The organism is Bacillus sp. FSL K6-3176 (assembly GCF_038003325.1).
GTDB classification, from domain to species: domain Bacteria; phylum Bacillota; class Bacilli; order Bacillales; family Bacillaceae; genus Bacillus; species Bacillus altitudinis.
This window is the reverse complement of sequence record NZ_JBBOOX010000001.1, coordinates 3,384,916-3,399,253: the sequence shown is the minus strand read 5'-3', so window position 1 is coordinate 3,399,253 and position 14,338 is coordinate 3,384,916. Positions and strand designations below refer to the sequence as shown.

The window sequence follows — 14,338 nt, the reverse complement described above, 5'->3', positions numbered from 1 at the left end:
ATGATTCCTCTATAATTGAAAATGATTATCAATTATAGAGGAAGTGAGGTTCTTTTACATATGCTAAAACGCTTTTTTGCCTATTACAGGCCCTATCGTGGTCTGTTCTTTTTAGATTTCTTTTGCGCTGTGGCCGTCGGACTCATGGAACTAGGTTTCCCGCTGATCGTGAACTACTTCATTGATACATTACTGCCGACAGGGAACTGGACGGTCATTGCCTGGACCGCACTTGCGCTGTTTGTCATTTACGCACTCAGCTCAGTGATGCAATTTATCGTGTCGTATTGGGGGCACATGCTTGGCATTAATATTGAGACAGATATGAGAAAAAAACTATTTGATCATTTTCAGCGTCTCTCATTTAAGTTCTTTGATAACAACAAAACGGGTAAGCTTATGTCTCGAATGACCAATGACCTCATGTACATTGGTGAGGTGGCGCATCACGGACCTGAGGATTTGTTTATTGCGATTATGACCATTCTTGGCGCTTTTGCCGTTATGCTCATGATTAACTGGCAGCTTGCCATTTTAACGTTCTTGATTATGCCAGTCATCATCTGGTTAGCCCTTCATTTTAATAAAAAAATGACACAGGCAATTACACAACTCAACAATGACATTGGAGATTTTCATGCAAGGGTTGAGAACAATATTGGCGGTATTCGTCTTGTTCAAGCCTTTGCAAATGAACATTTTGAGAAAAAGCGCTTTGCTGAAAATAACAACCGCTTTCGAAAAGCGAAACTTCTTTCCTATAAAATTATGTCGGTTAACGGATCAATCAGCTATATTCTCACAAGGCTTGTGACGCTGTTTGTCCTTCTGGCAGGTACATGGTTTGTTCTTCAAGGTCAATTAACGGCAGGCGGATTTATCGCCTTTGTCTTGATCACAAATGTGTTATTCAGACCAATTGATAAGATCAACACGGTGATTGAAATGTATCCAAAAGGCATTGCCGGTTTTAAAAGCTATGTCGATTTGCTTGAAACAGAGCCAGATGTGAAGGATACAGAAGGAGCACGTGATATTTACGGCTTGAAAGGTGAAATTGAGTATCGAAACGTGACATTTGGCTACGATGAGCACAGTCATGTATTGAAGGATATCAACTTAAAGATCAAACAAGGAGAAACGGTTGCGTTTGTCGGGCCATCAGGAGCGGGGAAATCGACCATTTGCAGTCTGCTGCCTCGTTTTTATGATGTGGACGAAGGAGACATCACCATTGATGGTGTGAGCACAAAATCGATGACCTTGTCCTCTTTAAGACAGCAGATTGGCATTGTGCAGCAGGATGTCTTTTTATTCTCAGGCACCATTCGTGAGAATATTGCGTACGGCAACCTAGAAGCGAGTGATGCAGACATTTGGGAGGCGGTGCGACGTGCCCATTTAGAGGAGCTCGTTCAGCGGTTCCCAGAAGGATTGAATACGGTCATTGGTGAACGCGGCGTTAAGCTATCCGGCGGTCAAAAGCAACGCCTGTCAATTGCACGGATGTTTTTGAAAAACCCGTCTATTCTTATTTTGGATGAAGCGACGTCAGCACTTGATACAGAAACAGAAAAAGCAATCCAAGACGCACTAAGCGAACTGGCAGTCGGCCGGACGACACTCGTCATTGCTCACCGCCTTGCGACAATTAAACATGCAGACCGAATCATCGTCGTGACAGAGGAAGGCATTGAAGAACAAGGCCGTCACCAAGATTTAATTCAAATGGGCGGCGTCTATAGCAGACTGCATGAAGCGCAGTTTGGTCATTGAAGAGAAGTGATTGAATGAGTCCAGTTATTAAGCTGGGCTCTTTTTGATAGGATAAAATCTTCTTTTCCATTTAAATGGAATGTTGATATACTATAAGGCAATTGGATTCAAAAGGAGAGGATGGCTTGAGTGAAACGGCAAAAACAGTCATGATCAAAAGCATTCACTATTTGACGCTCGTTGGCTTATTTATCTTAATCATTCCCGCTGGACTCAATCCAGTCTTTTTTTATGTGGGAATGATTTTGTTTGGCATCAATACTGGAGTGAACATCATAGGTAGTTCTCTGAGCAAAAAAAAGATATTTGCGACGCTCGCCATCAGTTTTGCTGTCATATTGTTTGGGCTGTTTAAGCTCTTATATTAAATCTTAGCCCTTTTGAAAAAGGGCTTTTTTTGCTAGGATAGTAAAAACTCGTGTAGGAAGGATCTGATGGAATGAAGGGGCTTCGGCGTTTACAGAAGGGCGATAAAATAGGTATTTATTCTCCCTCAAGTCCAGCATCTGCCACCTTCCCTCTTAGGTATGAGCGGGCGAAGGAATGGCTTGAACAAAAAGGATTCAATGTGGTACCAGGATCATTAACAGGGAAAGAGGATCACTATCGTTCGGGAACAATTCAAGAACGAGCAGCTGAGCTGAATGAGCTGATGGCGAGAGAAGATTTGTCTTGTATCATGTCAATGATTGGGGGGACGAACTCGAATAGTTTGCTTCCTTATCTCGACTTTGAGCTGCTGATGAAGCATCCGAAAATCATGATTGGTTATTCAGATGCGACGGCGATTCTTTTAGCGGCTTATGAAAAAACGGGTCTGCCTGTTTTTTACGGGCCTGCACTTGTGCCGTCTTTTGGAGAGTTTGAACCATTTGTCGATCATACATATCAATCTTTCGAGGATATTCTCATTCATCCGCAGCCCATCCCATATCAGGTGAAAAAACCGCCCTTCTGGACGGACGAACGGATCAACTGGGAAGAGAAAATAAGAGACAAAGAAAAACGTCCAAACGAGTGGATGTGCGTCATTGAAGGGCAGGCAGAAGGTAGACTGATCGGCGGGAACCTAAATGCCATGTATGGCATATGGGGAAGTGAATTCATGCCTCAAATCCAAAAAGGCGATATCCTTCTCATTGAAGATTGTATGAAAACCGCCTCCACCGTCGAAAAGAACTTCTCTCTGTTAAAGATAAATGGTGTGTTTGAACGGGTATCTGGTATCCTCTTAGGGAAACATGAGCTGTTTGATGATGAAGGAACGGGCAAAAGGCCGCACGATCTCTTACTTGAAGTACTGGGAGATACAAAGAGGCCGCTCATCGCAGAATTTGACAGTGCCCATACGCATCCGATGCTCACGATGCCAATCGGTACACAAGTAAAAATGAATGCAACGTCACGCGAGGTTTGGCTGACAGAAGCGTGGATATAGAAAAAGAGCAGTTCTAATACTGCTCTTCTTTACGAAGCATGTTCTTTTTCAAATGGCTGTAGAAGGTCTTGTGCCTCTTTTCCTTCTACCACGATTAAATAGTCTGATTCTAAATGAGTGAGCCTAAAGGTTTCTAGCTCTACGATGTTCTTAATGTTGCACATTGTTTTTTTAGAATATACATATAAACGATGCTGAGCGTGCTGGCACTTTTCGTATAGAGAAATAAGCTTATGTAAATTCAATGCTTTCGCAGCAATTCGGATTGAATAGATTTGTGACATCTTCATATCCTCCTGTTAAATACTTTCTCACAATAGCTTTGTTACCCCCGTTGTGATAGAGGTAAACCTTTCTCTACGATTTCCACTCAATGGTGCCTCCGCCCGTCCGCCGATTGCCTCTGATCGCTGACAGCTCCTCAACAAGACGGAGCAAAGCCTGATCCTTTTTCTTTGCCTCAATCATAAAATCCACATCACGACCATACGGCTTTAAAGCTTGAAAAAGTGGCAATACAAAGGACATCTCCACACCATCCGCATGGCTCCGTATCGCCTTTTCTGATTTTGGTGAGGATAAGTGGATTTTAGGCGGTATGCCAGTGTTTGCCCACGTGTCAAACACTCTTGGCAGAATGTCATCAAGCGCCGCATCATCATCTTTGTTTGCCATGTGATGGTGGTAATCAAATACAAACGGGATGCTATGCTTTTCACAAACATCAAGCGTTTCTAATGACGTATAGGTTTTGTCATCATTTTCAAGCGTCATTCTCGCCTTGATATGTGCAGGAAGCTGCTTTATATTTTCATCAAAACGCTGTAAAGCAGATGCTTTGTCGCCATATGCACCTCCGACATGAATGTTCATATAGCCTTCCTTTTCAAGCTGCATGGCCTCAAGCATTTCATAATGATAGGTCATATCAATGACGGCGTTTTCTGTAATGGCTGGCTTTGGACTTGTGAACAAAGTAAATTGATTGGGGTGAAAGCTCACTCGTAATCCGTGCCGCTTTACGAGTTGACCAATCTCTAGAAATTCTTTGCGAAAGGGTGTCACAAAGTCCCACCGCACCTCAGGATGGGTGGCGAGAGGGACAATCGAGCTTGAAAAACGGTAAAGCGGAATATCATGGGCAATCGCAAAATAAAGCGTTCTTAATGTATTGACGAGGTTGGCTTTCGTCGTTCGCAATAGAGCCTCTGTCCTCTCTTCCTTTGAGAGCTTACTGTATCTTGCAAAGGTCAGCGACTTGGCAGGTGAAGCTTCCCATAAAGTGACGGCGTTGGATACATAACCAAATCGATAACGCATAGGTCAACTCCTTTATAAAAAATATGAGAACAGGGCGCCTATCCACTCAATTGGACGCGTGAGAAGTGGGCGTTGTTTGTATTTTTCTTCAGTCATCAGTTCTGACACTTCCATGTGTTCACGAATCTTTTCCTCTACATGTGCGGTGAAGGCGGGATCATCAATGGCCACATCCACTTCTTCGTTGAAAAACAAACTTCGTTTATCAAAGTTCGCCGTACTGATCATACAACGGCTATGATCGATGAGAATGGCTTTCGCATGATAAAACCCTTTATAAAAACGATACACAAGACATCCAGCAGCAATCAGATCTTTCAAATAATGAAATCCAGCTTCTTTCACAAGCGGGTGATCTGCCTTCATTGGGATGATGATGTCGACAGTCACGCCTCGCTTCCGTGCGTCAAGAAGGGCGCTTAGAAGAGGAGCAGATGGAATAAAATAGGGCGTGCAGATGGTGATTTGCTTTTTCGCCTGTTGAATATCGTGAAGAAATAAGGCCTCTAAAGAAAAACCTGCCGTCGCACGTGTAGTGCACTGTAATGTTCCCGGTTCCAGTGCAGGAAAAACCTCGTATTGCAGCTGGTGAATACCAGATGACCGGTACAAATCATTCAGAAACACATGCTGTAGGTCTGCGACAACCTGTCCTGTCATGCGCAGGTGATAGTCTTTCCAAATGCCAAACCTGCCGTTTTTCCCTATATATTCATCTCCAATATTAAACCCGCCAATGTAGCCGATCTTCCCATCGATCACCGTGATCTTTCGGTGATTTCTCATGTTTAAACGATAAATGAAAAAAGGAAAGCGTGGTTTATTTAAAAAGTAAAATCGAATGCCACTTTTTTCTAGCATCTGAATGGATGTTTGATCAAATGGATAGGAGCCTAACCGATCAGTGAGCAAAAAAACCGAAACACCTTGCTCTGCTTTCGCTTTAAGTGCTTGCAGAATCCTTTGCCCAATCTTGTCGTTCTTTACAATAAAGAACATCATATGAATAGAAGAAGAGGCTTGCTGTATATCCGTAAGAAGCTGATCAAACAGTGGTTCGCCATCATGATAAAAGGCTGCATCGCCGCTTGTTTGGTCAAAAGACCGTTCAAAAGCATGGGTAGAAAAATATTTTCTCCCTATATAAAGATCTAGCCTGACGAGTAGAACAATGACGAAGACGACGAGTAGAATGATCCATGCGATCATGAAGGTTCCTCCTTTTTTACATATGACGATAGTGTACCCAAATGGGCAAAAAATATTGACTGAATACTCATTCATTATTTATGATAGAGGTACAACATGGAAACGGAACAAAGTGGGTCTTGGGGAATGAAAGGGGGAGCAAGATGAATAGCCTTTTAATTGTTAACTTGATTGCATTTGCGGCAGTGACCGCTTACGCTGTGTATTTGTTTATTTATCTCATTCGAACACGAGCGGCGTATATTCGTCTTGGCAAAAAAGAAGAATTTCAAAAAGACATGAAAAAACGTTTAGAACGTGTTTGGGTGAATGTGTTTGGGCAAAAGAAACTGCTCAAGGACAAGAAGAGCGGCATCATTCATGTGCTGTTTTTCTATGGATTTATTTTAGTGCAGTTCGGAGCCCTTGATTTTATTATGAAGGGACTTGTTCCAGACAGCGGGCTACCATTAGGTCCGCTTTACGGTGTCTTTACATTCTTCCAAGAGGTGGTCACACTTCTCATTTTAGTGGCGGTGGTTTGGGCGTTCCATAGAAGATATGTCGAGAAGTTAGTCCGTTTAAAAAGGGGCTTTAAGTCAGGGCTTGTCCTTTTGTTTATTGGCGGATTGATGCTGACCGTATTACTGGGAAACGGAATGAACATCATTTGGCATGGGCACTCACTATCAGCAACTGAGCCAATTGCTTCCGGCATTGCTTTCTTGCTGGGCTGGCTGTCACCACTTGCGGCAACAATTGTTTTCTATGTCGCATGGTGGGTGCATCTTCTTATTTTACTGACGTTCTTAGTGTACGTCCCGCAGTCTAAGCACGCCCATCTCATCGCTGGCCCGGTCAACGTATTTGTCAGCAGATTGGACCCGCCAGGCAAACTGCAAAAAATTGATTTTGAAGATGAGACACAAGAAACGTTCGGCGTTGGGAAAATTGAAGATTTCCGTCAATCTCAGCTGATCGATCTTTACGCTTGTGTGGAGTGCGGGCGCTGTACGAATATGTGCCCGGCGACTGGGACGGGGAAAATGCTGTCTCCAATGGATTTGATTTTACGATTAAGAGATCATTTAACAAATAAAGGGGCTGCCATTACTTCAAAGACACCGTGGGTTCCGCAACTTGCTTTCAAACAGACGACAGGAAATCAGCTGGCGATGCAGGCAAGAGGAGCTGGAGCGGAAGAATCTGCGGCGAGCGCAATGTATCATCCTTCTCTCATTGGTGAGGTCATTACAGAAGAAGAAATCTGGGCATGCACGACATGCCGAAACTGTGAAGATCAGTGTCCTGTCATGAACGAACACGTCGACAAAATCATTGATATGCGCAGATACTTAGTGCTGACAGAAGGAAAAATGGATGCAGATGCACAGCGTGCGATGACAAGCATCGAGCGCCAAGGGAACCCATGGGGATTGAACCGAAAAGAAAGAGAAAACTGGCGTGAACTAAGAGAAGATGTGCATGTCCCGACAGTGAAAGAGCTGAAAAAAGCAGATCAGACCTTTGACTATTTATTCTGGGTTGGATCGATGGGGGCATATGACAATAGAAGCCAAAAGATTGCTTTTGCCTTCGCAAAACTGCTCAATGAAGCAGGGGTTTCTTTTGCCATCCTAGGCAATAAAGAGAAAAACTCAGGCGATACACCGAGAAGACTTGGGAATGAATTTTTGTTCCAAGAGCTTGCTGCAAAGAACATCGAAGAATTCCAAAAAAATGACGTAACCAAAATTGTCACGATCGATCCGCATGCTTACAATTTATTTAAAAATGAATACCCAGACTTCGGGCTCGAGGCAGAGGTGTACCATCATACAGAATTACTGGCAGAGCTAGTAAAAGAGGGAAAATTAACGCCTATTCATGAAGTGAACGAAGTCATTACTTTCCACGATTCTTGCTACCTAGGCAGATATAACGAGGTCTATGATCCGCCAAGAGATATTTTAAAATCCATTCCGGGTGTGACACTGAAAGAAATGGAACGGAATCGTGAATCCGGGATGTGCTGCGGTGCCGGCGGCGGCTTAATGTGGATGGAAGAAGAGACAGGTACTCGAATTAACACAGCGAGGACGGAGCAGGCCTTACAGGTACAGCCGTCCATCATCAGCTCAGGATGCCCATATTGTTTAACCATGCTTGGGGATGGGACGAAAGCGAAGGAAGTAGAAGAGCAGGTCGGCACATTTGATGTTGCAGAACTTCTTGAAAAATCAGTGTTTGGCGAAACGAGAACGCAGGCTTCATAAAGGTGTCAGGCCGATGGATCGACTGTTCATCGGCCAGTGGACACCGATATTTTATGAGCTGTCTAGCATTTATGTAAGCGGTAACAAATAGGAGGGGAAAGAAATGAGCACGACGGTCATTGTATCTGGAGCGAGAACACCATTTGGGAAAATAGGTGGAACTTTAAGTCGTTTGACTGCTGCAGAATTAGGCGGGATGACGATAAAAGCTGCGCTGGAAAGAGCCTCAAATGTTCATGAAGTGGATGAAGTCATCATGGGTAGTGTCCTTCAAGGAGGACAAGGTCAAATTCCTTCAAGACAGGCAGCTAGACATGCAGATCTCCCTTGGTCGGTTCCGACGCAAACCATCAACAAAGTCTGTGCTTCAGGAATGCGCAGTGTCACGACAGCCGATCAAATCATTCGAGCGGGAGATGCCAATGTGATCGTGGCAGGCGGTATGGAATCCATGTCTCATGCTCCTTATCTTCTGAAAAAAGCACGATGGGGTTACAAAATGGGAGATGGTGCTGTACAAGATGCCATGATTTTAGATGGATTAACCTGTTCGTTTACAGGTGTTCATATGGGTGAGTATGGAAGCATGGCGGCGAAAGAGCTTGGCATTACACGAGAAGAACAAGACCTTTGGGCGTTAAGAAGTCATGAACGAGCCATTGAGGCGCAAAAAAGCGGCTTTTTTAAAAATGAGATCATCCCCGTTACCGTCAAGAATAAAAAAGGAGATCAGCTGATTTCAGAAGATGAAGCCCCGAGGCGTGATACGTCATATGAACGTTTGTCAAAACTGATGCCCGTTTTCGATCAGGCAGGTACGATTACCGCTGGCAATGCACCGGGTGTCAATGATGGTGCAAGTGCGCTTCTATTAATGAAAGACACATACGCCATGCAGCAAGGTGAAAAACCTCTAGCAGTTGTGCTTGGGCATGCGCAAGTGGCAGTAGAGGCAAAGGACTTTCCGAAAACACCAGCCTATGCCATCGAAAAAGTGTTAAAGAAAACAGGGAAGCGAGTAGAGGATATCGATTTGTTTGAAATCAATGAGGCTTTTTCAGCGGTTGCATTGGCATGCGAAAAAATGCTTGGGCTGGATCGGCGGAAAATGAATGTGAACGGAGGAGCAGTCGCGATTGGTCACCCGATTGGAGCAAGCGGAACACGTATTATATTGACCTTGATCCATGCACTCAGACAAAGAGGCGGGGGGATCGGCATTGCGGCGATTTGCAGCGGCGGGGGTCAAGGTGATGCGATCATGATCAAGGTGGATTAAAAAGGAGGCGTTCATTGTCATGAGTATAGAAGAAACCGTCATGGTCGTTGGGGCTGGTCAAATGGGCTCGGGTATTGCCCAAGTATTTGCACAGTCAGGTTATACCGTCCTGCTCCATGATACGGAAGAGGAGCAGATTCATCGAGCCATTTCCTCTATGACCAAACAACTGACGAAACGAGCAGAAAAAGGAAAGCTGGCACATCAGGCAGTCCGTGATATTACACAGCGACTGGCTGTTTCAACAGATCTAAAGGATGTACAGCAGACGCATTTAGTGATTGAAGCCGCATCTGAACAAATGAAGATCAAAAAACAAATCTTTGAAACCCTCGATCAATTTGCACCTGATGACACGATATTTGCGACAAATACGTCTTCCTTGTCGATCACAGAATTAGCAGCCGTGACGAAACGGCCTGAGAAAGTGATTGGCATGCATTTTATGAATCCAGTTCCCGTGATGAAACTTGTGGAAGTAATCCGTGCGCTACAAACGGATGATGCCACGTACCAATTTGTTTTTGACACCGCAAAGACATTAGACAAAACCCCAATTGAAGTGGAAGACTTCCCTGGGTTTGTGTCAAATCGCATTTTGATGCCGATGATCAATGAAGCCATTTATACCCTTTATGAAGGCGTGGCAGATGTAGAAAGTATTGACGGCATCATGACGCTTGGAATGAACCATCCAATGGGCCCGCTTCGTCTCGCCGACCTCATCGGGCTCGATACTTGTTTATTTATTATGAATACCCTTCACGAGGGTCTTGGAGATAGCAAATATCGACCTTGTCCTCTTTTGAAAAAATATGTGAACGCAGGCTGGCTGGGCAAAAAGACAAAGAGAGGTTTTTACACTTACCACGACCACTCATAGGGGGAGTCAAGATGGATGTGTTGCTGACAGAAAAACAACGTCTTTGGAGAAAACGAGTAGCAGAATTTGCACGCCAGCATGTATTCCCTGAAATAGAAGCGATGGAACAGGGCGTGTTCCCGAAAACGCTTTTAGCTGAAATGGGTCGGCAAGGCTTTTTAGGCATTCCGATCCCAGATAAGTATCACGGATTAGGGGCAGATTTCACAACCTATATCATGGCGATTCATGAATTTTCCAAAGTAAGTGCAACCATCGGTGTCATTGTATCCGTTCATACATCCGTTGTGACGATGCCGATTTTGGCGTTTGGAACGACTGAACAAAAAGAATCCTACGTTCCCAAGCTTGCGTCCGGGCAGAAGCTGGGCGCCTTTTGTCTAACTGAACCGAAGGCAGGATCAGATGCCTCTAGTATTCAGTTGAAAGCAGAGCAGGCAGACGATCACTATGTGTTAAATGGAACGAAAATTTTTATCACAAGCGGCGGTGAAGCGGAAGTCTATCTTGTATTTGCCGTGACGGACCCTGCTTCTGCTAAGAAAAATATATCAGCGTTCATTGTGGAGAAGGGGACACCAGGATTTACGATCGGAAAAGATGAGAAGAAAATGGGCCTGCATGGATCAAAAACAGTCACACTTCATTTTGACGGTGTTCGAATTCCAAAAAAACAGCTGCTCGGTGCAGAAGGAGAAGGCTTTCGGATTGCCATGTCTAGCTTAAATGCGGGGAGAATTGGCATTGCGGCTCAAAGCCTTGGCATTGCAGAAGCCGCATTAGATGAGGCGGTGACGTATTTAAAGCAGCACCCAGCTGGCCTTGAAACGACCATTCGGTTGGGCGATCTGGGCACCAAGCTGGAAGCGGCAAAACTTCTTGTCTATCAAGCCGCCTCTTATAAAGAGGCCAATCGCCCTGTCACGAAGGAAGCGTCGATGGCGAAGTTATTTGCATCTAAAACAGCGGTTGATATTAGTACAGAAGTCATCCATTTGCTTGGTCTAGCCGGTTACACGAAGCAATACCGAGCAGAGCGGTACTTTCGTGATGCGAAAATTTGTGAGATTTATGAAGGAACAAGTGAAATACAAAGGCTGGTTATTTGTAAACAGCTAATATGAAGTGAGGTGGCTCATGATGCAGTTCCAATTAAGTGACGAACACGAAATGATACAAAAAATGGTGAGAGATTTTGTGAAAAATGAAGTGGAGCCAACAGCAGCAGAGCGAGATGAAACAGAATCGTATGATCCCGCTATTTTTCGTCAAATGGCAGAGCTTGGTTTAACGGGAATCCCTTGGCCAGAAGAAAATGGGGGGATTGGTAGTGATTATTTGGCCTATGTCATAGCGGTTGAAGAGCTCTCACGAGTGTGCGCCTCAACAGGCGTCACCCTATCTGCTCACACATCACTCGCCTCATGGCCGATCTATACATTCGGAACAGATGAGCAAAAGGAGACGTATTTAAAGCCGCTTGCAGAGGGACAGAAGATCGGCGCATACGCACTGACCGAGAGCGGCTCGGGCTCAGATGCCGGCGGAATGAAAACAACAGCAGTAAAAGCAGGGAATGAATACGTCTTGAACGGGGCAAAGATTTTTATTACCAATGGAGGCATTGCGGATTATTATATTGTGTTTGCTGTTACTGACCAGGATGCTTCATCGCGCAATACAACCGCTTTTATTGTAGAAAAAGAGACGCAAGGCTTTTCAATAGGCAAAAAAGAAAGCAAACTGGGCATACGCTCATCGCCAACGACAGAAATCATCTTTGAAGACTGTCGTATACCCGAAAGGAACCGGCTTGGTCAAGAAGGAGAGGGATTTAAAATAGCGATGATGACACTTGACGGCGGCAGAAACGGTATTGCCGCACAAGCTGTTGGTATTGCTCAAGGTGCTCTGGATGCAGCAGTCAATTATGCAAAGGAGCGCAAACAATTCGGTAAACCAATCATTCAGCAGCAAGGCATTGCTTTTAAGTTAGCGGATATGGCAACGGCAATTGAGGCCTCAAGACTGCTCACCTATCAGGCAGCATGGCTTGAAACGAAAGGGCTTCCGTATGGAAAAGAATCAGCTATGTCCAAGCTCTTTGCCGGTGATACAGCCATGAAGGTGACGACAGAAGCTGTACAAATCTTCGGCGGATACGGCTATACAAAGGATTACCCAGTCGAACGCTACATGCGTGATGCGAAAATCACTCAAATCTATGAAGGTACACAAGAAATCCAGCGGCTGGTCATCTCACGGAAACTGCTAGATATGTAGAAACCAAGTAAAGACCACCTGATGTGAGGTGGTCTGTTTTTGTCTCAAATGTGAAATCCTCTCCAATGTGATCTCATATCACCTGATCGTTATGGTAAAATTGGAAAAAGAATCAAAATGGAGGTTATCATGATGAACACAACATTGATTGGCATTTTAGGAATCGTCACGATGATCATATGGATTATGGTCTCCACAGAGCTTTCAAAGTCTCCAAAAAAGAAGGAAGAAAAAGAAAACAGCCGCAGAAAACTCATTGTACTCGTGTCTGCGGGCACTTTATTCACCGTACCTTTGGTTTTTTCACTCATTCAGAATATTCAGCTGTAACCTATCCATTCGACTAAACCGCTGCTGTCTGTTTTAATTTCACCCATTTGAAAAAAACAAAACAGACAAGTGGTCCCATAATCAACATCTGCAAAGGGAACGCCAACATGACATTATGACCGAAAATCGTTAAGTAATCAGATAGAATCGATTGTGTTTGAAATCCTGTGCTGATGCTTTGAACGACATATCCGCATAAAGACATGAGACACACCATCCCAAACACGATAAAGATAGAAAGAGTGAGAATAAAATAGATTTTCTTGCCTTTTGGGGCAAAACGGTTGGCTGCTTTTTTTGCTGAAGGCCCAACAATAAACATCTCAATCAACAACGTGATGGCAAAACCGATCACATAGGTGAGTACACCTTCTAACCATGTCATATGTCCAAGCCGTCCATTTAGAAATAGGTTATAAAAGAACATCACTGAAAACATACAAAAACACATCAAGACACCAAATTGTATATCTTCTTTTTTTGTCATTGGCAATTCGATCAACCTCTCAAAATTAGTCTATTTATTATAGATTTCTGTATCAATTCGTCGTAAGTGAACATTTTGTGAAGGAATAAATCCCCTTTTTTAAGAAGAGTAAATGGCTTTGTCTTCATCAAAAGAGAAGACAAAAAAGCATGCAAAACGTGTGCTTCACACATGAATTGTGCCAATTCGGCACAAATGATTGACCGCTAGAGGCTCCTCTTGTGAAAAAATCAAAAATTAACATCAATAAAGGTGGCATAAACTCCCCTAATTTGTTTATAATGAGAGGTATGGTTTGTCGTAAGAATAAGGTATAAATACTTATTATTTCACTGATAAATGGATACATACATGTAATAGAAAGGGAGTGTCTGACCTTGAGTTTGAAAGAATACTCACAGGAACAGCTCAAACAAATGTCTTTAGTTGAACTTGCTTATGAAATTTTCAGAGACAGCAAAACGCCGATTACGTTTTCCGAGTTAATAGATGAAATGGTCCGTTTGCAAGGGATACAAAAATCTGATCTTGATGATCGACTTGCTCAATTTTATACAGACTTAAATATAGATGGCCGCTTTATTTCGTTAGGTGATCAGAGATGGGGACTTCGCAGCTGGTATCCAGTTGATCAAATCGAAGAAGAAGTTCAGCCAGCTGTGAAAACAAAAGCGAAAAAGAAAAAAACAAAAGCTGCTGTCGTTGAAGAAGACTTCGATGATATTGAAGAGGAAGAAGAAATCGACGAGCTTGAAGAAGATCTTGATCTTGTTGAAGACGACGAGGACCTTGACCTAGATGATGAAGAAATCGATGAAGAGATAGAAGACTTCGACGAAGATGATGATGAAGATGATGACGGCTTAACGGAAATTGATGAAGACGATTTAGACGATGATGAGGAAGACAAATAACCCTCACAAACCGGTCCTGAAAACAGGACAAAACCGTCTTGACTTTCCAGAGCGAACTATGTAGTATGTATTTTGGGCTCTCTAAAAAAGAGTACGTAAAGATACGTTCATTTACGCTCCCTTTCATTTATTTGAAAGGGAGCTTTCTTATTTTTCAAGAGATT

14 protein-coding genes are annotated in these 14,338 nt (G+C 43.6%); 10 read left to right on the top strand and 4 right to left on the bottom strand.

The window, feature by feature from the left end; genetic code table 11:
• Positions 1-60: 60 nt before the first annotated feature.
• From MHB38_RS17675 to MHB38_RS17665, 3 genes are all read left to right on the top strand, one after another.
• Positions 61-1,776 carry an ABC transporter ATP-binding protein gene (locus tag MHB38_RS17675; protein ID WP_041091393.1) on the top strand — a complete coding sequence of 572 codons (1,716 nt, stop codon included), beginning with the start codon at positions 61-63 and terminating at the stop codon, positions 1,774-1,776.
• Between the two features lie 125 nt (positions 1,777-1,901).
• Positions 1,902-2,144: a hypothetical protein gene (locus tag MHB38_RS17670; protein WP_017368228.1), complete on the top strand. Its 243-nt coding sequence runs from the start codon at positions 1,902-1,904 to the stop codon at positions 2,142-2,144.
• 71 nt (positions 2,145-2,215) lie between these two features.
• The gene (locus MHB38_RS17665) at positions 2,216-3,214 is read left to right on the top strand and encodes a S66 family peptidase (protein WP_017368227.1); all 999 of its coding nucleotides are present in this window, start codon (positions 2,216-2,218) and stop codon (positions 3,212-3,214) included.
• A gap of 29 nt (positions 3,215-3,243) precedes the next feature.
• On the opposite strand, the gene MHB38_RS17660 is transcribed toward MHB38_RS17665, so the two are convergent.
• The 3 genes from MHB38_RS17660 to cls form a co-directional block, all read right to left on the bottom strand.
• Positions 3,244-3,498, bottom strand: coding sequence for a hypothetical protein (locus MHB38_RS17660; RefSeq protein ID WP_017360064.1), 255 nt, complete (start codon positions 3,496-3,498; stop codon positions 3,244-3,246).
• A gap of 73 nt (positions 3,499-3,571) precedes the next feature.
• A complete protein-coding gene (gene uvsE, locus MHB38_RS17655) occupies positions 3,572-4,534 on the bottom strand; it encodes a UV DNA damage repair endonuclease UvsE (RefSeq protein WP_129547945.1) in 963 nt (320 codons plus the stop codon).
• Positions 4,535-4,546: 12 nt separating this feature from the next.
• Complete coding sequence (gene cls / locus MHB38_RS17650; protein ID WP_129547944.1) at positions 4,547-5,743, bottom strand: cardiolipin synthase; 1,197 nt, start codon at positions 5,741-5,743, stop codon at positions 4,547-4,549.
• A gap of 143 nt (positions 5,744-5,886) precedes the next feature.
• On the opposite strand from cls, the gene MHB38_RS17645 reads away from it, so the two are divergent.
• The 6 genes from MHB38_RS17645 to MHB38_RS17620 all read left to right on the top strand — a co-directional run bounded on the left by MHB38_RS17645 (position 5,887) and on the right by MHB38_RS17620 (position 12,773).
• Positions 5,887-7,998: a (Fe-S)-binding protein gene (locus MHB38_RS17645; protein WP_144609996.1), complete on the top strand. Its 2,112-nt coding sequence runs from the start codon at positions 5,887-5,889 to the stop codon at positions 7,996-7,998.
• A gap of 103 nt (positions 7,999-8,101) precedes the next feature.
• Positions 8,102-9,277: an acetyl-CoA C-acetyltransferase gene (locus MHB38_RS17640; RefSeq protein WP_341004085.1), complete on the top strand. Its 1,176-nt coding sequence runs from the start codon at positions 8,102-8,104 to the stop codon at positions 9,275-9,277.
• 19 nt (positions 9,278-9,296) lie between these two features.
• Positions 9,297-10,160, top strand: coding sequence for a 3-hydroxybutyryl-CoA dehydrogenase (locus MHB38_RS17635; protein WP_007497692.1), 864 nt, complete (start codon positions 9,297-9,299; stop codon positions 10,158-10,160).
• A gap of 11 nt (positions 10,161-10,171) precedes the next feature.
• Positions 10,172-11,284: an acyl-CoA dehydrogenase family protein gene (locus MHB38_RS17630; protein WP_341004083.1), complete on the top strand. Its 1,113-nt coding sequence runs from the start codon at positions 10,172-10,174 to the stop codon at positions 11,282-11,284.
• A gap of 16 nt (positions 11,285-11,300) precedes the next feature.
• On the top strand, positions 11,301-12,443 hold the full coding sequence (locus tag MHB38_RS17625) for an acyl-CoA dehydrogenase (RefSeq protein WP_341004082.1): 1,143 nt from the start codon (positions 11,301-11,303) through the stop codon (positions 12,441-12,443).
• A gap of 132 nt (positions 12,444-12,575) precedes the next feature.
• Positions 12,576-12,773, top strand: coding sequence for a hypothetical protein (locus MHB38_RS17620; protein ID WP_041091402.1), 198 nt, complete (start codon positions 12,576-12,578; stop codon positions 12,771-12,773).
• Positions 12,774-12,786: 13 nt separating this feature from the next.
• On the opposite strand, the gene MHB38_RS17615 is transcribed toward MHB38_RS17620, so the two are convergent.
• A complete protein-coding gene (locus tag MHB38_RS17615; RefSeq protein ID WP_341004324.1) occupies positions 12,787-13,260 on the bottom strand; it encodes a DUF2798 domain-containing protein in 474 nt (157 codons plus the stop codon).
• A 377-nt stretch (positions 13,261-13,637) separates the two neighbouring features.
• On the opposite strand from MHB38_RS17615, the gene rpoE reads away from it, so the two are divergent.
• Positions 13,638-14,174 carry a DNA-directed RNA polymerase subunit delta gene (rpoE, locus tag MHB38_RS17610; RefSeq protein ID WP_035389808.1) on the top strand — a complete coding sequence of 179 codons (537 nt, stop codon included), beginning with the start codon at positions 13,638-13,640 and terminating at the stop codon, positions 14,172-14,174.
• Positions 14,175-14,338: the final 164 nt, after the last annotated feature.

Bases quoted from the DNA above. Each gene is read 5' to 3' on its own strand.
- MHB38_RS17665 (WP_017368227.1), top strand. From the start codon at position 2,216: ATGAAGGGGCTTCGGCGTTTACAGAAGGGCGATAAAATAGGTATTTAT.
- MHB38_RS17620 (WP_041091402.1), top strand. From the start codon at position 12,576: ATGAACACAACATTGATTGGCATTTTAGGAATCGTCACGATGATCATA.
- MHB38_RS17640 (WP_341004085.1), top strand. From the start codon at position 8,102: ATGAGCACGACGGTCATTGTATCTGGAGCGAGAACACCATTTGGGAAA.
- MHB38_RS17675 (WP_041091393.1), top strand. From the start codon at position 61: ATGCTAAAACGCTTTTTTGCCTATTACAGGCCCTATCGTGGTCTGTTC.
- MHB38_RS17630 (WP_341004083.1), top strand. From the start codon at position 10,172: ATGGATGTGTTGCTGACAGAAAAACAACGTCTTTGGAGAAAACGAGTA.
- cls (WP_129547944.1), bottom strand. From the start codon at position 5,743: ATGATCGCATGGATCATTCTACTCGTCGTCTTCGTCATTGTTCTACTC.
- MHB38_RS17635 (WP_007497692.1), top strand. From the start codon at position 9,297: ATGAGTATAGAAGAAACCGTCATGGTCGTTGGGGCTGGTCAAATGGGC.
- MHB38_RS17625 (WP_341004082.1), top strand. From the start codon at position 11,301: ATGCAGTTCCAATTAAGTGACGAACACGAAATGATACAAAAAATGGTG.
- MHB38_RS17645 (WP_144609996.1), top strand. From the start codon at position 5,887: ATGAATAGCCTTTTAATTGTTAACTTGATTGCATTTGCGGCAGTGACC.
- MHB38_RS17615 (WP_341004324.1), bottom strand. From the start codon at position 13,260: ATGACAAAAAAAGAAGATATACAATTTGGTGTCTTGATGTGTTTTTGT.
- MHB38_RS17660 (WP_017360064.1), bottom strand. From the start codon at position 3,498: ATGTCACAAATCTATTCAATCCGAATTGCTGCGAAAGCATTGAATTTA.
- uvsE (WP_129547945.1), bottom strand. From the start codon at position 4,534: ATGCGTTATCGATTTGGTTATGTATCCAACGCCGTCACTTTATGGGAA.